This is a genomic window from Pseudarthrobacter sp. TRD_SC_9, from assembly GCF_055361265.1.
In genome coordinates, this window is the sequence record NZ_CM143956.1 from 477,443 (window position 1) to 500,942 (window position 23,500).

The window sequence follows — 23,500 nt, forward strand, 5'->3', positions numbered from 1 at the left end:
TGCGGTTGCCTTAATTGTCGTAGAAGACCCAGAACTTGGACGCGATGAAGTTGATGGCGGTGAAGATCGCAATGATCATCAGCAGCAGCCAGGCCATGGCGGAGGCGTACCCCATCTCGAACTCCGTGAAGCCCTTCTGGTACAGGTAGAGGTTGTAGAAAAGGGTTGAATCCGCTGGACCGCCGGTACCTCCACTCATGACGTAGCCCTGCGTGAAGGTCTGGAAAGAACCGATGAGCTGCATGATCAGGTTGAAGAAGATGATGGGGCTGATGAGCGGCAAGGTGATGCTGCGGAACTGCCGCGCTTTCGATGCCCCGTCGATGGCGGCCGCCTCGTAATACATGGTGGGGACCTGGCGCAGGCCGGCCAGGAAGATCACCATGGGCGAACCGAACGTCCACACGTTCAGCACAATGAGGGTGCTGAGGGCGAACTCCGGATCCGTAACCCATGCGGGCCCCTGGATTCCGAACAGGCCCAGGAAGCTGTTGACGATTCCGTCGTTGCCGAAGATGTAGCGCCACAGCATCACGATTGCCACGCTGCCTCCCAGCAGGGACGGCAGGTAATACACGGAGCGGTAGATTGCCAGCCCCTGGAGTCCCCTGTTCAGGACCAGAGCGATCCCCAGAGCGGCGGCCAGCGAGATCGGCACCGACACAAAGGTGTAGATGAACGTGACCTTCAGTGACTGCAGGAGGCGCGGGTCTTCCATCATTGCCTGGAAGTTGGCCAGGCCTATTAAATTGGGCTCGGTGAACAGGTTGTAGTCCGTGAACGCCAGGTACAGCGAAGCGAAGAACGGAATGATGGTGAACAGCATGCCCAGGAACCACGGCAGCAGGAACAGGTAGCCGGAGCGCTGGTTCTTCCGTCGCGGCGTGCCCCGTTTGGCTTTGCCCGTACCTCCCGAAGCGAGGGCGGCGACCGCGCCGGGGGCTTGTTTGGTCAGCACTGACATGCGTCAGGCTCCTATCTGCTTCAGGTGGAGCGGTGTGCGGGCGGAACGGCTACTTGTTAATGGCTGCATTGCTCTTCTCGAGGAAGGTCTTGGCAGCGTCAGCCGGTGTGATCCGGCCGAATTCCACCTCAGTGGCCAGCTGCTTGAGGGTGTCCGCCACAACACTGGCGCCCTTCGGGTAGACGTAGGCGGGGGCCAGTTCGTCCTTCTGGATATCCGCCACCATCTGCACGAATTTGGTGTCATCCGCGCCGAGCTTCGGCATGATGGCTTCGACCACCTTAGGGTTGATCGGTACGCCGCGCTGTGTGAGTGTTTCGGCGGCCCCGTCGACGTCGTTGATCAGGAAATCCAGCAGTTTCGCAGCCTCTTTGGGGTGCTTCGACTTCGCTGCTATGGACCACAGCATGCTGGGATCGGCAGAATATCCCCGGCGTTCTTCGGTGGTTTCGCCAGGCACGCGCAGCAGCACCACGTTGCCGCCAGCGGCCTCGTTGTAGCCCTTGTAGTTGTTGATGGGGATGATCTGGGAGGCCACGGTGCCCTTGGCCAGGTATGACTGGGCAGCTGAACCGCCGACTTGTTCGAAGAAGCCGGCTGGCGGGTAGCCCCCTGCAGCGCGCAGGTCCACGCTGTACTGGAACCAGTCCCGGATGGTTTCCTCGCTGACGCCGAGCTTGTTGTCCTTCGTGTAGAAGTCCTCGCCGCGCTGCCGGGCGAGCATGATCGGCCCGGTCTCGGTAGCGACGTCGAACCCGGCGCCGTAGACTTTTCCGCCGGTCTTTTGCGTTACCTCGGTGGCGAACTTGGCGTAATCCTCCCAGCTCCAGGTCTTGTCATCCGGAATGGTCACGCCGGCCTGGTCCGTAATGGTCTTGTTGACCACAATGCCGATAGTGGTCACGCCGGTGGCCAGGCCGTAAAGCTTCCCGTCCACCTCTCCACGGCTCTGGATGGCTGCAGGAACTTCGTCGACGTTAAGTTCCGGGAAGGACTTCAGGTCTGCCAAGGTGCCGCGCTGGGCATACTCCAGCAAGCTGCGGTTCGCCATGTTCAACACATCAGGCGGGTTTCCGCCAGCAAACCGGGTGGCCAGCTTGTCCGCATAGGGGCCGCTGTCCTGGTATTCGCTCTTGACAGTGATGCCGGGGTTCTTTTCCTCGAAGACTTTGATTGCCGCGTCGGTCATCTTGGCCCGGTTGGAGTCGCCCCAGTAAACGAAGTTCAGTTCGACGGGGCCACTTGCCGCCGGCGAGGAACCTCCGCCGCATGCGCTGAGAGCCAGGCCGGCAGCTGTGATGGCACCGCCGAGGAAGATCCTCCGCGGGATGGGGGTGCTGACTGTCTTCTTCATTGAATGACGCCTCTCAAGTGGTGCGGTTATGCGGAAGTGGGTCAGAAAGTTTCTTTACCGGTTCCGTCAAAATTGCCGGAATCTTGGCTGCAACAATATGAGCGAAGACCGGGAGGAATAGTGAGTAAACGATTTCTACCAAGGAAACCCTGTGACTGTCAACACGTTCCCCAAAATATGTGACCGGACTTAAGAAGAAACTTTCTTTAGTACTTGCCGATGGTTTTCTGCATGGATATGCTGATCTCCACCACACCCGACCAACCAGCGCAAAGACGCGGAGGAACCCATGCCAGGCAATGATGCACCGGCGGTTTTGGGCTCCGCCCTCACCGTGAAGGGGCAGCAGGTTGCCGCCCACCACAGCGGCCAGCTGCAGCCCGCAGTCCACGCTCCGAGGCCCTACCTGCACCCGGTGACGTCCCTGGCCGGCACCACCATCACCGAGGTTGAACCTGCCGACCATCCACATCATCTGGGCCTTTCCGTGGCGTTCGCGGACCTCAACGGAACTAACTTTTGGGGTGGATCCACCTACACCTCCAGCGGGCCGGCATTGTTGCCAAACCACGGAACCCAGGTTCCGTCGGGCTGGCAGTATGACGGGAGCCATGCGGCCGGCTCGGTGTCCTGGCGCTCTGCCGCGGGAGTCGAACTGGGCCTCGAGAAGAGAACCATCAGGGCCTTGGGTAACCCGGAGGCTGGAACCTGGAGCCTGACGCTTGACTCGGTGATGGTTCCGGGAGCCGGCGCGGACGCTTTGGAGGTGTCGTCGTCGGCCGTCAAGGGCAGGAAAGGGGCCGGCTATGGCGGAATCTTCTGGCGGTTCCCCCGGGGCTCCGGCGCGCCGCTGATCATGTCCGCGGACGGTACGGGCGAAGCCGCCGCCCACGGCTCACGATCTCCCTGGTTGTCCATCACCGTCTTCCTGCCTGATGGTCCAGTGAGCATCGTCCTGGCCCAGGATGCTGAGCCGGTCATCCAACCCATCGCTGAATCAACGCGCCGGGCCCGGTTCCCCTGGTTTATCCGTGCCGGGGATTACCTGGGCGCCGGACCGGCCGTGGCCTGGTCCGAGCCCGCCCGCGGAGACCACCACCATCCTTTGGAACTCAGCCTCCACGCGGTGATCCATGACGGCCTGGCGGAAACCCCCGTCCGCGCCTTGGAATTGCTCCAGCACCACCCCGCATTAAACGGCCCCCGCTCTCCCGACAGGACACCATGACAACCCGGCTCCCTACCCCCGTCTACAGCAACCCGATCCTCAACGGCGACTGGCCTGACCCGGATGCGGTGCAGGTGGATGGTATGTATTACCTCATCGCCTCAAGCTTCAACCGGGTCCCCGGGCTTCCGGTTCTGCGGTCCCGGAACCTCGTGGACTGGGAGCACGCCGGCCATGCACTCCAGGCCCTGCCGCAGGACAGCCACTACTCGCTGGTACGGCACGGTTGCGGCGTGTGGGCACCCGCGCTCCGGTACCACGAGGGACGGTTTTGGATCTTCTACCCGGATCCAGACCACGGCATCTTCGTGTTGAGCGCTGAGAAGGCCGAGGGGCCCTGGACCGCCCCGCATCTGCTCTACCCCGGACGCGGGTTGATCGACCCCTGCCCGCTGTGGGACGACGACGGCCAGGCGTACCTGGTGCACGGCTGGGCGAAGAGCCGGATCGGCGTCAAGAACCGGCTCACCGTCCACCGCATGAGCCCGGACGCGAGCCGCCTGCTGGACCACGGCACCCACGTCATCAACGGCGAGGACCTGCCCGGCTTCACCACCCTGGAAGGCCCCAAGTTTTACAAGCGGGACGGCTGGTACTGGATCTTTGCCCCGGCCGGCGGGGTCGCCACGGGCTGGCAGTCTGTCTTCCGTTCCCGTTCCCCGTTCGGCCCCTACGAGGAACGACGGGTCTTGGAGCAGGGTTCCTCTGACGTCAACGGCCCTCACCAGGGAGCATGGGTCACCACTCCTGAGGGCCAGGACTGGTTCCTGCACTTCCAGGACCGCGGCCCCTACGGCAGGGTGGTCCACCTGCAGCCGATGGGCTGGGGCGCTGATGGCTGGCCGTGGATGGGTGACAGGGACCCCGACGGCGGTCCCGGAGTTCCGGTGCTCAGCCACCCCTATCCGGAAGGTACTTCACCGGACAACGTTGCGCCGCCCAGCAGCGACTCCTTCGATTCGCCAGTGCTTGGCCCGCAATGGCACTGGCAGGCAAACCCGGACGATTCATGGTCCTTTCATGACGGGCCCGGCCGCCGGGTCCTGGTGCCTCTGGCCAATGACCCGATCAACCTGCGCGAGCTGCCCAACGTCCTGGCACAGATCCTGCCCGGCACACCGTCCACCTTCAGTACCACGCTGGAACTGGACGACGTTCCGGTAGGCACCCGGGCCGGCGTCGTTGTCCTTGGCCTGGAGTACGCCTGGCTGGGAATTATCCGGACGGCAGAGGGGTATGTCCTGGGCAGCGGCATCGGGGGAGAAGGCCCGCAGGAGCAGAAGCCGGGGCGCCAACTGCTGCTGGCCGGACCAAGGATTGAGCTGCAGATCCGCACCGACGGAACGCCGCGCTCGACCTTCGCCTGGCGGGCAGGCGAGGGCGATCCCTGGGAAGTGCAAGGTTGGAACTTCGAGGTCGCCAAGGGGCAGTGGATCGGCGCGGAACTGGGCCTGTTCGCCACCTCTCCGCTGGGATCCGAGGAAAAAGGCGGTGTTATCGTTGGTCCTGTGCGCGTGGATGTTGCACCGGTCCGCCGGGTTTCAGCCCCGCATCTTGCCGCCGCTTCTCTGTGATCGTGAGGACTACCCCGTTGACCGCCGCTCCGCGCCCGAAGATTGCGGATGTGGCTGCAGCAGCGGGCGTCTCCGTCCCCACCGTGTCCAAAGTCCTCAATGGCCGGTCCCACGTTTCCGAAGCCACCCGGACCAAGGTGCGGAAGGCGCTGGCGGACCTGGACTACAGCAAGCGGAACGCCCCTGCGCAGCAGCCCGGGCTGTTGCAGCTGGTAGTTAACAACTTTGACTCGCCCTGGGTGCTGGCCACGATGGAAGGCGTCGAGGCCGCCGCGGCCCGGCTCGGCTACACCACGGTTTACACCCGGGCGGAGCACGCTACCCCGGACAGTTGGCGGAAACTGCGCGAATCGTCCGGCAACCGGCTGGACGGCGTGATCTTGCTGGCACCCCGGCGGGAATCCAAGTTGGTCACCTCGCTGCGGAGCCTGAACATCCCGGCTGTTGCGATCGACCCCGAAGGCACCGAAGGCCTGGACATCCCCAGCGTCAGCCCGGCGTCGTTCTCCGGCGCCCTTGCGGCGGTGGGCCATCTGTTGGCCCAGGGCCACCGGCGCATCGGCATCATCACCGGCCGCAAACATAGTCCCGGCCATGGCCGCGCCCGCTACGCCGCGTACGCCGCCGCCCTCCACGAAGCCGGTCTGCCGGTGCTGCCGGAGCTGGTGCGGGATGGGGACTTCAGCATTGAATCGGGTATCCGGCATGGCGGGGACCTCCTGGACCTCGCCGAGCGGCCCACCGCTATCTTTACCGGAAGCGACCTCCAGGCATTGGGTGTGATGAACGCCGCCACGCAGCGCTCGCTGAAGATACCCGAGCAGCTCAGCGTGGTGGGTTTTGACGACATTGCCCAGGCGGCCCTGATGTCGCCGCCGCTGACCACAGTCCGGCAGCCGTTGGCCCAGCTTGCCTCGATGGCCGTGGGAATCCTGGCCGATCAGCAGGAGCACCGGGACATTCCCGGCGCATTGGAAATGGCCACAGAACTGGTCATCAGGGGCACAACCGCCCCGCCGGCCGCCTTGCCCTGAGAGCCCTGAAGTCCTGAGTTGTTGACGGGCCAGACAGCACTCAGGGGGAGTCCCGGCGCCCGCACAGCTGGTAAGCGCCCTCTGGCGCATCGGGAGGACAATGGACGTAAAGCGTCCAGTCTTCAGGGGCTCATATGTCTGGTGTAAACGTGCCACCCAATGCCCAGTGCGGAGCGGCTGCTGAGCGGGACGCGGCCATAGACGTGCTCCGGTTCATCTGCCTCGGGCTGGTTGTGATGGGCCATTGCCTGATGGTCAGCCCCCAACTTCACGACGACGGCACGGTCACCACCCAGAACACCCTCGGCGATCAGCCCTGGTTCACGCCGGTCATCTGGGTCCTCATGGTGATGCCGGTATTCTTCGTCGCGGGCGGCTACACGGGCCTGCAGTCGTGGCGCCGGCTGAGGGCCCGGGGTGGGACGGTCGTCCAGTACGCGCAGACCCGGATGCTGCGGCTTATCAGGCCCACTGCCGCTTTGCTGGCCGCCATGTTTATGGGCCTGTGGCTGGCGTTGGTCGCAGGAGTCCATCCCCAGGTGGTCCAGCTCCTGGCGGCTGGCGCCGGGATGCCGCTGTGGTTCCTGGCCGCCTACCTCACCACGCAACTGTCCCTTCCGCTGCTTGCCAGCCTGCACGCGAGGGCTCCCTGGCTGACATTGGCGGCCCTGGTGGCGTTGGTGGTGACCGTGGATTCCCTCCGCGGAGGCCTTCCCCTGGTGGCCCACCTGAACATGGTGTTCGTCTGGTGCGCCGTACAGCAACTGGGCTTCCTGCTGGCGGATTCCGCCTTCGCCCGGCTGGGAACGTCCGGCTGCCTGGCTTTGGCCCTGGCCGCAAACCTGGCACTGGGTGTGGTCACCGGTGTGGGGCTGTACTCCGGGAACATGCTGGTGAACCTCAACCCGCCCAACCTGCCCCTGTTCCTCCTTGCTGTTGCACAAACCGCCGTATTCCAGATGGCCCGCCCGGTCCTGGGTTTCCTTAGCAGCGTGCGTTGGATCAATGCGACGGTCCGGCTGGCCGGAGCCCGGTGCATGACCATCTACCTCTGGCACCTTCCGCTGGTGGGGGCCCTGCTGGGACTCCTGCTGCTCACCGACCTGCCCCTGCCTTCCGCCGGGAGTGCAGGATGGTGGTGGTCGCGCCCCTTGGTGCTTGCCGCCGTCGTCCTTCTCCTGCTTCCCACGGCAGCGCTCTTTGGCCGTCTGGAGGAACGTCCGACGGCGCCGGGCTACCCCCGGGGCGGGGCACCGGCCATTGTGGTCACCGCGGCCGTGGTGGTTTTCCTGCCTGTCGTTGAGGCGGCGCTGCACGGGCTGTCGCTGGGACTGCTGGGTGGCGGTGCGGCATGCTTTGCGCTGGCGGTGCTGCTGCTTGGAGCGGATGGCCCCGAGGCAGGTCCAGCCCGTCAAGACCGGGATCAGCGGAGCATTGCCAGCCGCACCAAGTAGTGCCAATCTCGAAGGATGACTGAGAACACGGAGATGGAGCAGGACGCGTTCCGCGCCGACGTTACCACCGTCCGCAACGATGCGCAGCAACGTTATGAGCTGTTGGTGGGCGGAAAAGTGGCGGTGCAGACGCATTTTGTGGAACTTCCCGGCCACATAGACTTCACCCACACAGAATCGGATGACGAGTTCCGGGGTCGCGGCTATGCCGGCGTGCTGGCGCACTTCGCGCTGGACGATGTTGTGGCCTCGGGCAAGCGGATCATTCCGCATTGCCCGTTCATCGCGGGGTACCTCCGCAAGCACAAAGACTACGAACAGTGCGTTGACTGGCCCTGATACCGTAGCGCACCGGCGCCCTCTGCTTGCGAGGGACAGATAATGCCCGACGCCGGAACTAGCCGAGTGTGTTGCGCCGCCTTTGCCACTGGTTGGCATGCCAGAAGAGCAAACATGCAAGGGTGGCAAGCCCCGCGATCACCGCCCAGGGTGCGAAAGTCATCATCATGTAGGTGAACTGGGACGCGGGTCCGGGAGGGCCGATGAAACCCGTCGTTGACTCCATAAAGAACCACAGGCCACACCCCAGCAGGAATGCCGCCAGTAACCAGAGAATGACGATGAACGGGTTAATCTTTTGCAGGAATGCAGAGTCGGAATCGGCGTCTTCGCCTACGGGTTGGCCCCACGCATCGAGCTGCCGACTCCCCGGGCCGGGTGCTGGAACAGGATTCCCGTTAGCATCGATCTCCCGGAAGTTGGAGATACCCTCGCGTTGATCCATCGTTGCCCCCGTATCCCGGCGCCCGGGCGGCGCCATTCCCAACACCCTACAGCTGTGCTTCGGCTGCCGACGGCGGTTCCGCGCCGGCGTTTCATCCTGCTGCGGAAGCCGATGAAGTGGACATTTTGGACCCTCCGGGCGGTTTGGGAAAGTCAATGACGCGACTCGCAGCAATTAGGGAACAGAAGTTTGACTAAAAGGGTTGCCTAAGTAAGGCTGTCCTTGCTAGTCGTGCACTACACACGTCAGAACAAAGGATGACCCCGTGACCCCACCGCCCCGCATCGAACAACCCCCGGCTCCGCCCGCAAGTTTCGCGACTAACCGCACAGGCAGTGGCCGCGCCAACGACAACGACGCGGATGAGGGCTTTGGCGCCCGGGTCGAGCTGGCGCTCTCCGCCTCGAACCACTTGTTCAACGCGCGCAATTCGCCCCGTTACGTTGCCCAGGTGCTGCAGGGCGTCAACGCAGTCGCTACCAAACTGGACAGGACCAGGCAGCCGTTCACAGGGATCGCACCCGCGCAGATGAAGGCAAGGATTACCGCCGTCGATCTTGACCGTCCGCTGCCGGACACCGCCGCCGCGCTGGCCGAGCTGGAAGACGTGTACCTCAAGGACGCCATCTACTTCCATGACGCCAAGTACGCAGCGCACCTGAACTGCCCGGTGGTCATTCCCGCGCTGGTGGGGGAGGCTGTTCTGTCCGCGGTGAATTCCTCGATGGACACGTGGGACCAAAGCGCCGGCGCCACCATGATCGAGCGGAGGCTCGTCGACTGGACAGCTGATCGGCTGGGCCTTGGGCCCGATGCAGACGGCGTCTTCACGTCCGGTGGCAGCCAGTCAAACTTCCAGGCTCTGCTGATCGCCCGCAACCACGCCGTGGGGGCGCTGCGGCGCGAGCCCGGGAACGAGCACCTCCGGCTCCCGCAGCTGCTGGAGCGCTTGCGGATCTTCACCTCCGCGGACAGCCACTTCAGCATCCAGAAGTCGGCGTCCATGCTGGGGATGGGCTACGACGCCGTGGTCCCGGTAGCGTGCACTGAGGACCACCGGCTGGACCCGTCGGCGTTGGCGGAAGCGATGGCGCAAACGCACGACGCCGGGCTGCTGGCCATGGCGGTCGTGGCCACTGCCGGAACCACCGACTTCGGGGCCGTGGATCCGCTGGCGGAAATGGCGGCCCTGGCCCGCGCCTACGGTGCCTGGTTCCATGTCGATGCGGCGTACGGCGGCGGGCTGATGGTGTCCAACCGTTACCGGCACCTGCTGGACGGGAGCCAGCTGGCTGATTCCGTCACCGTGGACTTCCACAAGACTTTCTTCCAACCCGTCAGCTCCAGTGCCCTGCTGGTCCGTGACCGGGCCATGCTGCAGCACGTCACGTACTACGCCGACTACCTCAACCCGGAGAGCGCCGCCCGCGCCGAGATCCCAAACCAGGTGGACAAGAGTATCCAGACCACCCGCCGCTTTGACGCCTTGAAGCTGTGGCTGACCCTGCGGATCATGGGCGCGGAAGCAATCGGGGCATTGTTCGACGAGGCCATTGACCTGGCGGCCCGGGTGGGAACGGTGCTGGCTGCAGACCCGGACTTCGAGCTCGCCGCGGCACCCCGGCTGAGTACGCTCGTCTTCCGCTACCGGCCGGTGGTGGGCGGTTCCCGCCTCGATGAGGATGGCAGCGACGTGCTGAACCCTGCTATCCGTGCGGCCGTGTTCGCCTCCGGGCAGGCAGTGGTGGCCGGAACTACGGTGGCGGGCAGGCATTACCTGAAATTCACGCTTCTCAACGCGGAGGCAACCCTGGGCGACATCCGCGAGATCATCGAACTCCTCCGCTGCACCGGCGCTTCACTGCTGGCCACCATGGAGGAGAACATGCCGCAGGGAGCTACCAGCCAGGCCTCAACTGCCCAGGCTTCCATGGCCAGTGAGGACGCGGCATGAGCGCGGAAACTGTTTACGACTTCGCCGGAATCGGCCTGGGGCCGTTCAACCTTGGCCTTGCCGCCCTCAGCGAGCCCATCCCCGGCCTGAACGGCGTGTTCCTGGAACGCCGCGATTCCTTCGACTGGCATCCGGGCATGATGCTGGAGCCGGCCCACCTGCAAGTTCCGTTTATGGCAGACCTCGTGACCCTCGCGGACCCCACCTCGCCCTATTCCTTCCTCAACTTCCTCAAGCAGACCGGCCGCCTCTACCGCTTCTATATCCGCGAGAACTTCTATCCCCTGCGTGCCGAATACAACCAGTACTGTCAGTGGGTTGCCGGGCAGCTGCGGTCCATCCGGTTTGGCTCCGACGTCACCGACGTGAAGTACGACGGCGGGGTGTACCGGCTGACCGTCGCATCCTCCACAGGCACCCAGGTACTTTTGGCCCGGCGGCTGGTGTTGGGGACGGGCACGTCACCGTATGTGCCGGCGTCGTGTGCAGGAATAGTGGACGGCGACAGCGGCGGACTTGTCCTCCACAACGCCGACTATCTGTCGAGGAAGAGTGAACTGCAGGCCGCCCGCAGTATCACGATTGTGGGCAGCGGCCAGAGCGCCGCGGAGATTTACTACGAGCTGCTGCAGGACATCGACGTATACGGGTACCAGCTGAACTGGGTGACCCGGTCCGGCAGGTTCTTCCCGCTGGAATACACCAAGCTGACCCTGGAGATGACGTCGCCGGAGTATGTGGACTACTTCCACAGCCTCCCGTCCGAACAGCGCGATGGCCTGATCAAAAGCCAAAAGAACCTCTACAAGGGCATCAATTCCGAGCTGATAGACGCCATCTACGACCTCCTTTACACGAAGAGCCTCTCCGGGATGGTGGACAGCCAGCTGCTCACCCATTCGGCCCTGAACGACGCCAGCTGGAATCCATCGGCCGGCCTGCACACCCTCAAGCTGCGCCACGAGGAGCACGGCAAGGACTACGCGCTGGAGAGCGAGGCAGTGGTCCTGTCTACCGGCTACGGCTACCGGGAGCCCGCATTCCTGGCCGGAATCCAGGACCGGATTGCCCGCGACTCCCAGGGCCGGTTCGACGTCGCCCGTAACTACTCCACCGGCGTGGAACCCGGCGAAATCTTCGTCCAGAACGCCGAGCTGCACACCCACGGCTTCGTCACCCCGGACCTGGGCATGGCCGCTTACCGGAACTCCTGCATCCTGCGGGACATCACCGGGCGCGAGGTCTACCCGGTGGAGCGGAGCATCGCCTTCCAGCAGTTCGGGGCACCCCAACAGCCGGATGGCTCCGGGACGCCTGGGCCTACAAGTGTCTCCGGACTCGCGGGAGCAGCGCTGTGACCTTCACCTTCCGCTGTGTGGATCCCATCCAGGATGCACCGCTCCTCCACAGCTGGGTTTCACAGCCCTACGCTTCGTTCTGGGGCATGCTGTCCGCCACGGTCCAGGACGTTGTGGAGGAGTACTCAAGGATCCAGTCCAGTGGCCACCACCACGCACTGTTGGGGCTCGACGACGGCGTCCCCGCCTTCCTGATGGAGGAGTACGTTCCCGCCGCCTCACCGCTGGCCGCCGTCTACGCGATGCAGCCGGGCGACCGGGGAATGCACCTCCTGGTGGCCCCAGCGGCAACCGGTCCCCGGCCCGGTTACACCCTGGACGTGATGCGCTCAGTGGTCTCCCGTCTCTTCGAGGACTCTGCAACGGAACGCATTGTGGTGGAACCGGATGCCCGCAACCGCAAGATCCAGGCCCTGAACAAACGGGTGGGTTTCCGGCCCAGCGCCGTGGTGACCTTACCCGCCGTCGACCCGTCCGAAACCTGCAAGGAAGCGCTCCTGAGCTTCTGCACCCGTGCTGATTTCCTCGAAACCCTGACTGTAAGTGAGACCAGATGACCACCATTATTGAAGCCCCCAACAAAACTGCCCCCGAAACCACCGGCATCCAGCCGCCCGCCCGCGCCAAAGCAACTGGCTCCGTGGACCACCTCACGCCCACCCGCTGGGCCGCCGCGAACCGTCATCTGCTCCGTAAGGCGCTCGCCGAGTTCTCACACGAACGGATACTGGTCCCGGAGCTGCTCAAGGAAGTGGGCGGAGCGGGCGGCGGCCTGTACCGCGTAGTGAGTGACGACGCGACAGTGGAGTACCGCTTCCGGGCCCGCGTGCTGGAGCTGGAGCACTGGAGTATTCCGGCGGAGTCCATCCTGCGGATCGAAGGGTCCGTGGAATTGCCGTTGGATGCCCTGGCCTTCATCACCGAATTCCGGGAGCAGTTGGCCATCCGCGAGGAGATGTTGCCGGTCTACCTCGAAGAAATCAGCAGCACACTCTCCAGCCACGCCTACAAGCAGGGTTCCAGCACGGGCTCCGCAGAGCTCGTGGCGGGCATCACCGGCGGCGCCGACACTGCTGCCGACTTCCAGGCCATCGAGCGCAGCATGACCGAGGGGCATCCCTGCTTTGTGGCCAACAACGGCCGCCTGGGCTTCGGCATCACTGATTACCACGCCTTTGCACCGGAAACCGGGGCAGCGGTCCAGCTGGAGTGGATTGCCGTACACAAGAACAAGGCTGTCTTCACGTCCAGTGCCGGACTGGACTACCGCAGCCACTTCGAAGCCGAGCTGGGCGCCGACGTCCTGGCCTGCTTCGATGCCGGGCTTGCGAAGGCCGGCCTGGATCCCCGCCAGTACCTGCTGATGCCGGTGCATCCGTGGCAGTGGGAGAACAAGCTCACGGTGACGTTTGCCGCGGAGATCGCGCAGCGGCACATCGTGCATCTCGGTACCGGGGCCGACGCCTACCAGGCGCAGCAGTCCATCAGGACCTTTTTTAACACAACCAAGCCACGTAAGGCCTACGTCAAGACCGCGATGTCGGTGCTGAACATGGGCTTCATGCGTGGCCTGTCGCCGCAGTACATGAAGGCCACCCCTGCCATCAACGACTGGCTGCAGGACCTCATCGGCCAGGACCGGGAACTCCAGGACCGCGGACTGGCCATGATCCGGGAGACGGCCGCGATCGGCTATCACAATCACTACTACGAGGCTGCTTCGGCCAAGGGCTCGGCCTACCGCAAGATGCTCTCCGCGCTGTGGAGGGAGAGTCCCCTTCCGCTGCTCGAAGACGGCCAGCAGCTCGCCACCATGGCTTCGCTGCTGCACGTTGATTCCGACGGCGTTTCTGTGGCGTCCCAGCTCATCAAGCGTTCAGGGCTGGAGCCGGCCGACTGGCTGCGCCGCTACTTGGAGGCCTACCTGGTGCCCCTGGTCCACTGCCTCTTCGAGTACGAACTCGCCTTTATGCCGCATGGCGAGAACGTCATCCTGGTCCTGGAGAATGGCGTTCCGGTGCGGGCCATCATGAAGGACATCGCTGAGGAAATTGTGGTGATGGGGGACCTGGAGCTGTCGGAGGACGTTTCCCGCATCAAAGCCGACATTCCGGCCGAAGAGATGGTGCTGGCAATCTTCACGGACGTCTTCGACTGCATCTTCCGCTTCCTGTCCGCAATTCTCGCGGAGGACGGCACCCTGGCCGAGGATGAATTCTGGAAGGTGACGGCCGCCGTCGTGCGTGACTACCAACAACGGCACCCGGAGCTTGCCGACCAGTTCGCCATGCACGATCTCTTCGCCCCGGACTTCGAGCTGTCCTGCCTGAACCGCCTGCAGCTGCGCAACAACCAGCAGATGCTGGACCTCACGGATCCGTCCGGCGGGCTGCAGATGGCCGGCAGGCTGGTGAACCCGCTGGCCAGGTTCGCGGGCCGGTAACAGCTAGGCTGGCCGCATGACGCCATTCACACCTCACACCGCTCTGATCACGGGCGCCAGCGCCGGCCTCGGTGCGGAATTCGCTGGTCAGCTCGCGGCGGCCGGCTGGCAGCTGGTGCTGGTGGCCAGGAACCGGGACCGGCTCGAATCTGTGGCCCGGGGACTGGAATCCGAATACGGCACCACGGCTGAGGTGCTTCCCGCGGACCTGACGGACGACGCCGGCCTGGGCGCCGTCGTCGGACGCCTCACCGATCCCGCGCGGCCGGTGGAGATGCTGGTGAACAATGCGGGAATGGGCCTGCTGGGCCGGTTTGAAGAAAACGCCGCGGATGCTGAACGGGATCTCCTCAGGCTGCACTGCGAGGCGGCGCTGGTGCTCAGCCATGCGGGGTTGCAGGGGATGGTGGTGCGCGGCTCAGGGCGGATTATCAACGTCGCCAGCGTGGCCGCCTTCACCCCGGGCGGCACCTATTCCGCCGCCAAACCCTGGCTCGTGAGCTTCAGCCGCTCGGCCGCGGTGAGTTACCGTCGCCGCGGGGTGAAGGTAACGGCCGTCTGCCCGGGACTGACACACACCGAGTTCCACCAGCGGATGGGCATGGACAAGTCAGTGGCACCGGGGTGGTTGTGGCTAAATGCCGAACGGGTGGTCCGCGAAGGCTTGGCGGACAACGCGCATGGCAGGGCCGTGTCCATCCCGTCCAGGCGTTACAAGGCGTTGGTGACCTGTGCCCGGCTGCTGCCGGACCGCGTGGTAGCCCTTGCCTTGCGCTGACGCACCAGGACCACCACGGCCAGGCTGATGCCGGAGCGGAAGACAATCGCCGCTCATTTCCTCCTAGCGCGACAGCTTGCTGGCGTCCGGTTCCATATCACCGATGTGCCCCGGCGCGTTGGCAGCCAGGACGCGGGCCACGAAGGCACCGTATTCGTCCATGTAGTGGCGGAGGAACTTCGCGGTGGACTCATCCTTAACTTCGCCGTCCTCACCGAACACGGCAGCGTCGTAGTGGACGTATGCCTCGGGCGCGTTCAGCTGAGGAGCGTCCAGGAAGCTCAGGACGCTGCGGAAGGAGGACTGCATCACAGCGGTGCCGATGCTGCCGGGGGAGGCGCCGATGATTCCAGTGGGTTTACGGGCGAAGGAATTCGAGCCCCAGGGGCGGGAGCCCCAGTCGATGGCATTCTTGAGCGCGCCAGGAATCGAGCGGTTGTACTCGGGAGATACAAAGAGGATGCCGTCGGACGATTCGATGGCTTCCTTGAGTGCGCGGCCTTCCGGAGGGAAGTCAGCATCGTAGTCGTAGCTGTAGAGCGGGAGATTCCCTATGGGAATTTCGGTGAACTCGAGGCCCTCCGGGGCAAGTTTTATTAACGCTTTTGAGAGGATGCGGTTAATAGAGCCCGTAGCCAGGCTCCCCACGAAATAGCCGATCTTATACGTTGCTGCCATAGCTCAATCCTTCCCGATGCCGACCTGCGGTAGTCAGGCCGGTGTGGCCGTGGACATTGGGGCGGGACTGGGACGCAGCCCGCTAGAACAGTTCAACACAGATAGATTCCCGCCGACAGGGGGAATGAGAAACGCCGGCGCCGGCTGATATTGCTGCGCCAGCTGATCAGGTTCCGGTTATCCGTCGAAATGGGTGCTGGGAATTTCCTGACCCAGGGATTGCACAACAGCCGCGGCTACCGCGTTGAGTTTGATGTTCCGCCCGCTGGAAGCGGCTTTGAGGATAGTCATGGCTGTGTCGTGGCTGCACCTGTTCTGAGCCATGATGATGCCGGCAGCCACGTCGATGACTGTGCGGGAGTTCATGGCGGCCTTGAGGTGTTCGCTGGTTTCAGTGGCCTTGGCGATCCGTACGGCCATGCGCAGAGCCTTCGACGCCTGGCGTGCGAGCAGTTCTGCTTCTGCAATGTGCTCGGCGGTGAAGTGGCCCGGTTCGGGTGAATACAGGTTTAGTCCTGCATTTGCGTCGTCGTCGAGCAGGATGGGGACGCCGATTGCTGAAAGAATGCCGTGGTCAGCAATAGCCTCCGGGTACCGGCCGAACCTGGTTTCGGTGCGGAAGTCCGAGACCGTGTAGGTTCTCTCTTCCCGAGCGGCCCGCAGGCAAGGGCCGTCGTCGAACGCGTACTGAACCTCATCCAGCTTCTGCGCGTGTTCATTGCTACTGGCCACGGTGACTTTTGTTCGCGGCCGCAGGAGTGTCACCGCGGCGAGGACCTCAGCGTCAGGGGAAGAAAACTTTCCTGAGGCCAGTTTCGCCAGGTTCGTCAGGAATCCTTCGACGTCAAAACTCTCGAGGACCATGTCCTGCAGCATCCCCGGTACGGAGACATTGATATTTGCATCAGCACGGATATCAGCAGGGATATCAGTGCGTGTGTGGTTATCAGACATACTGTTCCGACTTTCAGCGATTCCCAACGTCGCGGTCGAGCCTGGAAGGCCCGGCGTTACCAGTGATTTCCCTGATCTGCTCGATGAGTAGGCTAATCCTAAACCCGACCAGCCAATCATTGAAGCTCCTGCCACTTTACTGTTGGCGTGCTCACCACTGTGGCTCTTGGTATGTCTGGATGTTCAGTCGAAGTCCAACGCGGCTGGCTCCCCGGCGAGCGGGACACCACCAACCTCACGCCTCTGATCACTGGCCTCACCAGCCAGGGGGAGTGGCCGGTGGTTGTCGCTTATGCTCGTCAGAGCGTCGAGGTGAGAACGCCTCCGTCGGCACGCACGGCAGCCCCGTTGGTTGCAGATGACAGGGGGCTGGCGAGGAAGACTGCCAGGTTGGCAATTTCTGCAGGCTCTATGAACCGCTCCAGGAGCGAGGTCTGATTTCCATTGATGATGACCGCCTTGAGCTCACTTGTCGAAAGCTGTTGCGTCTCGGCAATCCGCTCGATTGCTTGGGCGACCCCGTCTGAATAGGTAGGTCTGCCAAGGATGGTGTTGACGGTAACGCCAGTGCCGCGGGTCAATTTGGCGAGCCCGTTACTCAAGGCAAGCAGCCCAGCCTTCGTGACACCATAGTGCGTCATATCCGCAGGGATGTTTACTCCTGATTCGCTGCCGATGAAGATGATCCGACCCCAGTTGGCGTCGATCATCTTGGGAAGTACTGCCCGTGACAGCCGCACCCCACTCATGACGTTGACATCAAAGTAACGCCCCCAGTCATCATCCGAGATCTCTACGAAAGGTTTCACGTCAAAGAGTCCGACATTGTTCACGAGAATGTCGATGCCATTGAGGGAACTCAGCAGACGTTTCACCGCCGCCGGTTCGTGGAAGTCAGCTGTAATGCCTGAGACATTCGCGCCGGGTACCTCTGACTTCAGTTTCAGAACCGCGTTCTCGACCCGACTCTCAACGCGCCCGTTGACGACGACAGACACTCCCTCCTGAAGAAGCGCTTTCGCAATCGAGAAACCAATGCCTTGGGTGGAACCACTGACGAAGGCCCGTTTGGCAGCTAACTGCATATCCATGCTTTTTGTACCTCACCTTTTACTTGCCTGGGAAACCAAAATGTTACGCAGCGATGGTTGCCTGGTCAAGTAAAGAATCGGTGTGGTCTGCTGGAATCTCCTACACTGGTTCTATGACTGCTACCCGCCCCCCAGGAGGTCTTACCGGGGAAGATCTTGAAACATGGGCGGGACTGGCTACGATTTTGGAGTGGTTGCCGCCCGCGCTCGATGCGCAGTTGGTGCAGGATTTTGACCTCACCCACTTCGAGTACGGCATCCTTTTCGCGTTGGCTGGCGCGCCTGATCGCACACTTCGCATGAGTGATCTGGCTGGTTTTGCCAATAGCTCCCTGTCAAGGCTTTCCCGTGCAGTGTCGCGGCTCCAGAACCGACACTGGGTTCAGCGCTCCCAGGACCCCGAGGATGGGAGATCGACCCTGGCAACCCTGACCGACGCCGGCCTCGAGGTGCTCAATGAGGCAACTCCCGGTCATGTCAGCACAGTCAGGAAGTTGGTTCTGGACCCCCTGACAGTGGCTCAGAAACGCCAGTTGCGTGACATCACCTTGCGTATCCAGCGGGCCATAGGGTCGCAAGAGGGATGGCGACCACCGCAGGGTGCTCGCTCTCCCGCCGCATCGGACTAGCTTGCCTCTGCGACGATCGATTGTCGCGGGAGTCATTGGGACAACATTCGGGTTCTAAGGGAGTGGGACAGCCCCTCCTGGGTCTGTCCTAGTCGGTGATGCCCGTCTGGTGATCGATGCCCGCCTGGTCGACTTTTCGGTGGAAGTGCATTCCTGCCTTGCCGCCGAGGAGGGCTCCGATGAGGGGGACGAGAATGGCGATGGCGAGCCCGATCAGGCCACCGGTGGTGAAGGCGCTTCCATCGACAGGAATGTGGGGCGCTCCGCCGAGTTTGTCGAGGATATTGAACTGGTTGCCGGCGACTGCGGCGAGTATTGCTACGACGATTGCGACGATGATGCCCCACAGCCATACCGCGAGGCCCTGCTTGACTCCGTCAAAGCGTGCCATGCGGCCGGCGACGTATCCGCCGCAGTAGTACGCCAGCAGGAGGATAACGACCAATACGATGCCGCCCAGAATCCCGAGGGTTTCGGCGTTCTGTGTTGCCTGTTCTACAGCGTCCTCGGCGGCATTGGTGTTGGCGGCGCCCGCGCCGATCGCCGTGGCAAGAGCGCTGAGCAGGACAGTCATCCCAATGGCCGTGAGCCAGCCGAAGAACGCGGAGCCCCACTTGATGCCACCGAAGCGTTCCCTTTCTCCGGCCACCAGGTCATTTCTGCGGTCCTTAGGGGTACTGGAGCCCCTAGGGTATTTCGCTGCCATGCTTTGACCTTATCCCTTACGGTTCTGCCGGTGACGGGCCAGTCCACCGGTCCTCTCACATTCGATGAGAGATGTGCAGGGACGCTGCGTTCCTCTGCCGGGCGCTCCCCTCGGGCGGGTAGTCATACCCAGTCCCGAGGGGAAGCACAACCTGCACAATCTTTGGTCGGTGCTGCTTAGCGGCGGTTGCGGCCGTCGTCGTCGATTTCGATCTCTTCCTTGCGGACTTCATCGTTGACGGTGACGTTTTCGGTCACCGTGTCTTTGTCCAGGCGGACTCGTTCGACGGGGACGGCTTCCTTCTCAACGACGGGCCGTTCCTCGTGGAGGATGACTTCGTGTTCCTCCTCGCTGATGGCAGGTCCGTCCATGGCACGGCCCACGTTGGCGTCAGTGATGGGCTCGCGTTCAATCCGGACTTCTTCCCGCTGGACAGGGACGGTCTGGGTGACGTTCTCGGTGACCACGTACTTGCGCAGCCGGGCGCGTCCGACCTGTTCCTTGCGGGTTCCTACGTTGAGCTGCTCCTCCGAGCGCGTCATCGCATCATCGGTGGTAGGCCCGGAGGTGTCATGCCCCACAGTGCCCCTCGTGCCTGAGTAGTCCTCGGCTACGCCCCGGTCGGTGTCGGCGTAGGAGGTGCCGCCGGTGAGTCCGTAGTGGGTGTAAAGGCGGTCTTCTTCCTCAGGTTCCAGATGACCGTCCGGTGCGACGTTCGGTGCGTCCTTAACCTTGTCCTTGGTGTAGGGAACGACTATGTCGTTGCCGTCCTGGGTAGCCGCATCGAGCGGGACGAAGGATTCGGAGGATCCGAAGAGGCCGGTTTTAACGGTGACCCACGTCGGCTCCGAGGTCGCGTCGTCGGCGTAGATCTGGCCGATGGAGCCGATCTTGCTTCCGTCGGACCCAATGACGTCGCCGCCTGAGTTGCTGAGTGCAGAAAGGTTTTCAGCGTTAATCATGATGTTCTCCTTTTCGTACTGCAGGTATTAGTTGTGCGGTGCTGGGTCAGGCCAGGGGGTTATTGATGGTGGCATGGGCGCCGCCGGAGGACTGGGTGTCCGTGGCTTCCCTTGCCTTGGCGCTCAATTGATCCTTTGCCGAAGGTGAAGATGCTGCTTCGGCCTTGATCCGCGGGGCCTCGGCTTCGGCTTTGTTCAGGTACGTTTCCCAGCGACGGGACATCGGGGCTATGAGGCCACCACCGACGCCGACGACGATGACACCAACGACAGCGGCCAGAACAGCGATAAGGATCGGCGTGGTGACCGTGGTTGCAATGTCCACCTGATTCAGGGCCGCGATGATGCCGATCCCGAGGATAAAGATGCTGGCGATATTAGCCAGGGTTTTACCGTAGGAAAGACCACCCAGAGAGCCTTGGATGAGCGTCTTCACGGCTGCTGCGATGGCGGCGCTGATGATGACGATGATGATCGCGACCACGATCTTGGGCAGGAAGGCGATAATTCCGGCCAGAAGGTCACTGACCGGGTTGGGCCCCAAAACGCCAAAGGCAAATTGAAGCACGAAAAGCACCAGCGCGTAATAGACAATCTTGCTGATGATGTCGCTGGCGTCCATGGACGACCGCGCCAACGCTTTTTTGATCCCGCCGCGTTCAACCAACCGGTCAAAACCGACTTTCTCCAAAAGCTTGTTCAGCGCTTTGGATATCGCCTTGGCGATCAGAAGTCCGACAACCAAAATGACCAGGAACAACAGCAGCTTGGGAACGAATTCCACCACCTGCACCAGCCCTGCCTGCAGCGTTTCGAGCATGTATCCTCCACGTGATCCTGTGCAGCCCTAGCTGCCTTGTGCCTTGGAAAGGGTTCCCCACGCCCCGGTCCGCATCCGAGATGTGACCGTTACAAATAAGGAAAGCATGCTTATTACTTGGTTGTCTAGCGATTATTCTTTCGGAGGTTACTTCTTTTCAATTGCACTTCGGCTGGTGTTCAGGGCCTCAGTCATCTGCTGCAGGAACTCAACCACGACGCGGGCCTGGTGGGCGGTTAGGGTTTCCGCCACGTCCATCATTTGGCGGTGCATCGCTCCCAGCGTCTCTCGGACCTCTTTGTCCGTGTCAACGGTAGGGATGACGACGACCGATCGGCGATCGGTCGGGTGTTCTTCCCGTCGCACGTGGCCGCTGGCAACCAGTCGGTCGATCAGTGACGTGGTAGAGGCGCTGGTGATTTTCAGGAACTGGCTTAGGTCCTTGGGTGCTGCCATTTTTCCGGAGGCCTGGGCGCGCAGGAGATAGCGCAGCGCCAGAATGTCAGTTTCCCCCATACCCATGGAATTCCTGGTGGAGCGGCGAACGGCCCTCTCGGCCGCCCGGTAGTCACGCAGGGACTTCAGCACCGCAGCGCTGGAATCCAGATGTCCGTCCGCCCCATACCAGTAGCCGGAGCCTTCGTTAGCTGTGGGACTCATGGGATCATCTTAGATCTCCGCGGAGTTGGTGAACCCGTGGGACTCCGACCTGACCCACGTCCATGGGAACGGCGGCAAGGCCTCAGCTGCCCGCGGACCGGTTGTCGGTGCAGAGCACGTCGCCCACCGGCGCACCAGGTACGGCGAATTACGTGCGGGCCAGGTCACGCTCGTCATCAGCAGCGCGCTCTGTTATTTCCCGCTCCATGGCGTCCTGCTGCTCAAAGGGCATTTCCGCCAGGTCGATCAGGGGGTTTTCATCCTGGGTGGCCACGAGTTCGCGGGCCTCGGCCGGTGTATCCACACTGGGCATGGAACCCGGCAGGGGGCGCTGGGCCGATTCCTTAAGGAAGTAGATCGCAACAGCCCCGACTGCGGAGGTGGCCATCAGGTAATAGGCCGGCATCATGTCATCGCCGGTGGCCGTGATGAGGGCCGCGACGATGAACGGGGTAGTTCCGCCGAAGATGGCTACCGCGAAGTTATACGCAATGCCCATGGCTCCGTAGCGGCTGGCCGTCGGAAACTGTGCCGGCAGGGCAGAGGCCAGGTTGGCTACGTAGAACGTCACCGGGAAAGCGATCAGGCTGAGGCCCAGCAGGGTGGACCAGACCTCACCGATTCCGATCAGCAGGAACGCTGGGGCGGCCAGGACCACGGTGCTCATGGCGCCAATCCACAGCACCGGCCGGCGGCCGATCCGGTCCGATAGCTTACCGGTCAGCGGAATGCACAGGCTCATGACGACGAGCACGGGGATCGTCAGCAGGGTGCCGTGGACCGGGTCATACCCCTTGGACTCCGTCAGGTAGGTCGGCATGTAAGACGTGAGGGCGTAGCCTGCTGTGTTCGCGGCTGCCACCAGGATCATGGCCACGATGAGCGAACGCCAGTATGCCTTGACGATGCCTACCGGGCCCTTGGAAGCGGTGGTGTCCAGGGCGGTTGCGTCCTTGGCCTGGTCTACCTGGGCGTCCAAGGTAGCTTGGAACTGCGGGGATTCTTCGATCTTGTTGCGGAAGTAGACCGCAATCAGCCCCAGCGGGCCGGCGAGGAGGAACGGGATCCTCCAACCCCACTCTTCCATGGCGGCCTGGCCCAGGGTCAGTTGCAGCCCGGAAACAAGGGCGGCGCCGAGGGCGAAGCCAAGGTAGCTGCCCATGTCCAGGAAGCTCGCGAAGAAGCCGCGGCGTTTGTCCGGGGCGTATTCGCTCACGAAGGTGGTGGCACCGGCGTATTCACCGCCGGTGGAGAAGCCCTGAACGATCTTCAGCAGTACCAGCAGGGCAGCGGCCCACATACCGATCTGTGCGTAGCCCGGAAGAAGCCCGACGGCGAAGGTACTCGCGGCCATCAGCATCAGGGTTGCAGCGAGGACCTTCTGGCGGCCGATCTTGTCTCCCAGCCAGCCAAACACCACGCCGCCAAGAGGACGGGCAATAAACGTTGCGGCGAAGGTGCCCAGGAGGAAGAGGGTCTGAACCGAGGCGTCGGCTTCAGGAAGGAATACCGGTCCCATGGTGGTGATGAGGTAGCCGAACACGCCGACGTCGTACCACTCCATGGTGTTGCCGACGATCGTGCCGCCAAGGGCCTTCTTCAACATCGGCTGGTCCACCACGTTAACGTCGGACTCCTTGAGGCGCCGACGCCGGAGGAGGCTCGGTTTACTGGTCCTGCTGGCGTTCCTGGTGCCTGTGGAAGAGTCGGTCGTGCTTAGGTCTGTGGGCATTTGGGCCACTCCTAGGGAGGTCATTTGCTTGCGACGTGTAGCTGCCCGGCTCCGGGCAGGCTATCAATTTTACGCGGAATGACGTCGAAGTCAGAATTCGAATCGCCTGAAAGTGCCTGGTTCTAGCGGAAATCGGACAGTCCACGCGGCCTGCGGTACCCCTGCGGATCCGCGTCAATAAAGGGATCCGCGGCCCTAGCAGGCCATGTGTTGTATCTCTCTGCATAGAACCCCCGTTCCGGGGGCATTCTTGGGTAGATAGGGAGCAATTCGGCCCGGATTTCACCAGCAGCCCTGGCTCGCAGCTATCAAGTATTTGTCCCGAGTTTGCACACGGGAAATG

Annotated in this window: 22 protein-coding genes; 11 read left to right on the forward strand and 11 right to left on the reverse strand. The window is 62.9% G+C overall.

Annotated elements, in window-relative coordinates; all coding sequences use genetic code 11:
- Positions 1 to 10: 10 nt before the first annotated feature.
- Positions 11 to 964, reverse strand: coding sequence for a carbohydrate ABC transporter permease (locus ACWA13_RS02215; RefSeq protein ID WP_463936515.1), 954 nt, complete (start codon positions 962 to 964; stop codon positions 11 to 13).
- A 49-nt stretch (positions 965 to 1,013) separates the two neighbouring features.
- Positions 1,014 to 2,318: an ABC transporter substrate-binding protein gene (locus ACWA13_RS02220; RefSeq protein ID WP_463936517.1), complete on the reverse strand. Its 1,305-nt coding sequence runs from the start codon at positions 2,316 to 2,318 to the stop codon at positions 1,014 to 1,016.
- A 289-nt stretch (positions 2,319 to 2,607) separates the two neighbouring features.
- Here ACWA13_RS02220 and ACWA13_RS02225 point away from each other — a divergent pair, with 289 nt between their 5' ends.
- The 5 genes from ACWA13_RS02225 (at position 2,608) to ACWA13_RS02245 (ending at position 7,947) form a co-directional block, all read left to right on the forward strand.
- A complete protein-coding gene (locus ACWA13_RS02225; RefSeq protein ID WP_463936519.1) occupies positions 2,608 to 3,546 on the forward strand; it encodes a DUF6807 family protein in 939 nt (312 codons plus the stop codon).
- The gene (locus tag ACWA13_RS02230; protein ID WP_463936521.1) at positions 3,543 to 5,120 is read left to right on the forward strand and encodes a glycoside hydrolase family 43 protein; all 1,578 of its coding nucleotides are present in this window, start codon (positions 3,543 to 3,545) and stop codon (positions 5,118 to 5,120) included. The genes ACWA13_RS02225 and ACWA13_RS02230 overlap by 4 nt, the downstream gene beginning before the upstream one ends.
- Before the next feature lie 50 nt (positions 5,121 to 5,170).
- Positions 5,171 to 6,154 carry a LacI family DNA-binding transcriptional regulator gene (locus ACWA13_RS02235; protein ID WP_463936523.1) on the forward strand — a complete coding sequence of 328 codons (984 nt, stop codon included), beginning with the start codon at positions 5,171 to 5,173 and terminating at the stop codon, positions 6,152 to 6,154.
- Between the two features lie 134 nt (positions 6,155 to 6,288).
- On the forward strand, positions 6,289 to 7,608 hold the full coding sequence (locus ACWA13_RS02240; protein ID WP_463936525.1) for an acyltransferase family protein: 1,320 nt from the start codon (positions 6,289 to 6,291) through the stop codon (positions 7,606 to 7,608).
- A gap of 15 nt (positions 7,609 to 7,623) precedes the next feature.
- Complete coding sequence (locus tag ACWA13_RS02245; protein ID WP_463936527.1) at positions 7,624 to 7,947, forward strand: GNAT family N-acetyltransferase; 324 nt, start codon at positions 7,624 to 7,626, stop codon at positions 7,945 to 7,947.
- A 58-nt stretch (positions 7,948 to 8,005) separates the two neighbouring features.
- Here the strand turns inward: ACWA13_RS02245 and ACWA13_RS02250 are convergent, their stop codons facing one another.
- Positions 8,006 to 8,392, reverse strand: a complete 387-nt coding sequence (locus ACWA13_RS02250) for a hypothetical protein (RefSeq protein ID WP_463936529.1) — start codon at positions 8,390 to 8,392, stop codon at positions 8,006 to 8,008.
- A 388-nt stretch (positions 8,393 to 8,780) separates the two neighbouring features.
- Here ACWA13_RS02250 and ACWA13_RS02255 point away from each other — a divergent pair, with 388 nt between their 5' ends.
- Genes ACWA13_RS02255 through ACWA13_RS02275 form a run of 5 tightly spaced genes read left to right on the forward strand, consistent with a single transcriptional unit; the run spans position 8,781 to position 14,925 of the window.
- Positions 8,781 to 10,346 carry a pyridoxal phosphate-dependent decarboxylase family protein gene (locus tag ACWA13_RS02255; protein WP_463937994.1) on the forward strand — a complete coding sequence of 522 codons (1,566 nt, stop codon included), beginning with the start codon at positions 8,781 to 8,783 and terminating at the stop codon, positions 10,344 to 10,346.
- The gene (locus tag ACWA13_RS02260) at positions 10,343 to 11,704 is read left to right on the forward strand and encodes a lysine N(6)-hydroxylase/L-ornithine N(5)-oxygenase family protein (RefSeq protein ID WP_463936531.1); all 1,362 of its coding nucleotides are present in this window, start codon (positions 10,343 to 10,345) and stop codon (positions 11,702 to 11,704) included. The genes ACWA13_RS02255 and ACWA13_RS02260 overlap by 4 nt, the downstream gene beginning before the upstream one ends.
- Complete coding sequence (locus ACWA13_RS02265) at positions 11,701 to 12,261, forward strand: GNAT family N-acetyltransferase (RefSeq protein WP_463936533.1); 561 nt, start codon at positions 11,701 to 11,703, stop codon at positions 12,259 to 12,261. The genes ACWA13_RS02260 and ACWA13_RS02265 overlap by 4 nt, the downstream gene beginning before the upstream one ends.
- Positions 12,258 to 14,147, forward strand: coding sequence for an IucA/IucC family protein (locus ACWA13_RS02270; RefSeq protein WP_463936535.1), 1,890 nt, complete (start codon positions 12,258 to 12,260; stop codon positions 14,145 to 14,147). The genes ACWA13_RS02265 and ACWA13_RS02270 overlap by 4 nt, the downstream gene beginning before the upstream one ends.
- A gap of 16 nt (positions 14,148 to 14,163) precedes the next feature.
- Positions 14,164 to 14,925 (forward strand): SDR family NAD(P)-dependent oxidoreductase, encoded by a 762-nt coding sequence (locus ACWA13_RS02275; protein ID WP_463936537.1) that lies wholly within the window; start codon positions 14,164 to 14,166, stop codon positions 14,923 to 14,925.
- A gap of 63 nt (positions 14,926 to 14,988) precedes the next feature.
- On the opposite strand, the gene ACWA13_RS02280 is transcribed toward ACWA13_RS02275, so the two are convergent.
- The 3 genes from ACWA13_RS02280 to ACWA13_RS02290 form a co-directional block, all read right to left on the reverse strand.
- Positions 14,989 to 15,603, reverse strand: coding sequence for an NADPH-dependent FMN reductase (locus ACWA13_RS02280; protein WP_463936539.1), 615 nt, complete (start codon positions 15,601 to 15,603; stop codon positions 14,989 to 14,991).
- Between the two features lie 177 nt (positions 15,604 to 15,780).
- Positions 15,781 to 16,557 carry a GAF and ANTAR domain-containing protein gene (locus ACWA13_RS02285; protein ID WP_463936541.1) on the reverse strand — a complete coding sequence of 259 codons (777 nt, stop codon included), beginning with the start codon at positions 16,555 to 16,557 and terminating at the stop codon, positions 15,781 to 15,783.
- 299 nt (positions 16,558 to 16,856) lie between these two features.
- Positions 16,857 to 17,648, reverse strand: coding sequence for an SDR family NAD(P)-dependent oxidoreductase (locus ACWA13_RS02290; RefSeq protein WP_463936542.1), 792 nt, complete (start codon positions 17,646 to 17,648; stop codon positions 16,857 to 16,859).
- A gap of 113 nt (positions 17,649 to 17,761) precedes the next feature.
- On the opposite strand from ACWA13_RS02290, the gene ACWA13_RS02295 reads away from it, so the two are divergent.
- A complete protein-coding gene (locus ACWA13_RS02295) occupies positions 17,762 to 18,277 on the forward strand; it encodes a MarR family winged helix-turn-helix transcriptional regulator (protein WP_463936543.1) in 516 nt (171 codons plus the stop codon).
- A gap of 88 nt (positions 18,278 to 18,365) precedes the next feature.
- Here the strand turns inward: ACWA13_RS02295 and ACWA13_RS02300 are convergent, their stop codons facing one another.
- The 5 genes from ACWA13_RS02300 to ACWA13_RS02320 form a co-directional block, all read right to left on the reverse strand.
- Positions 18,366 to 18,983 carry a hypothetical protein gene (locus ACWA13_RS02300; protein ID WP_463936545.1) on the reverse strand — a complete coding sequence of 206 codons (618 nt, stop codon included), beginning with the start codon at positions 18,981 to 18,983 and terminating at the stop codon, positions 18,366 to 18,368.
- A 176-nt stretch (positions 18,984 to 19,159) separates the two neighbouring features.
- Positions 19,160 to 19,945 carry a DUF2382 domain-containing protein gene (locus tag ACWA13_RS02305; protein ID WP_463936546.1) on the reverse strand — a complete coding sequence of 262 codons (786 nt, stop codon included), beginning with the start codon at positions 19,943 to 19,945 and terminating at the stop codon, positions 19,160 to 19,162.
- A gap of 46 nt (positions 19,946 to 19,991) precedes the next feature.
- Complete coding sequence (locus ACWA13_RS02310; protein WP_463936548.1) at positions 19,992 to 20,765, reverse strand: mechanosensitive ion channel family protein; 774 nt, start codon at positions 20,763 to 20,765, stop codon at positions 19,992 to 19,994.
- 147 nt (positions 20,766 to 20,912) lie between these two features.
- The gene (locus tag ACWA13_RS02315; protein ID WP_463936550.1) at positions 20,913 to 21,425 is read right to left on the reverse strand and encodes a MarR family winged helix-turn-helix transcriptional regulator; all 513 of its coding nucleotides are present in this window, start codon (positions 21,423 to 21,425) and stop codon (positions 20,913 to 20,915) included.
- Between the two features lie 148 nt (positions 21,426 to 21,573).
- Positions 21,574 to 23,157 (reverse strand): MFS transporter, encoded by a 1,584-nt coding sequence (locus ACWA13_RS02320; RefSeq protein ID WP_463936552.1) that lies wholly within the window; start codon positions 23,155 to 23,157, stop codon positions 21,574 to 21,576.
- Between the last annotated feature and the right edge of the window lie 343 nt (positions 23,158 to 23,500).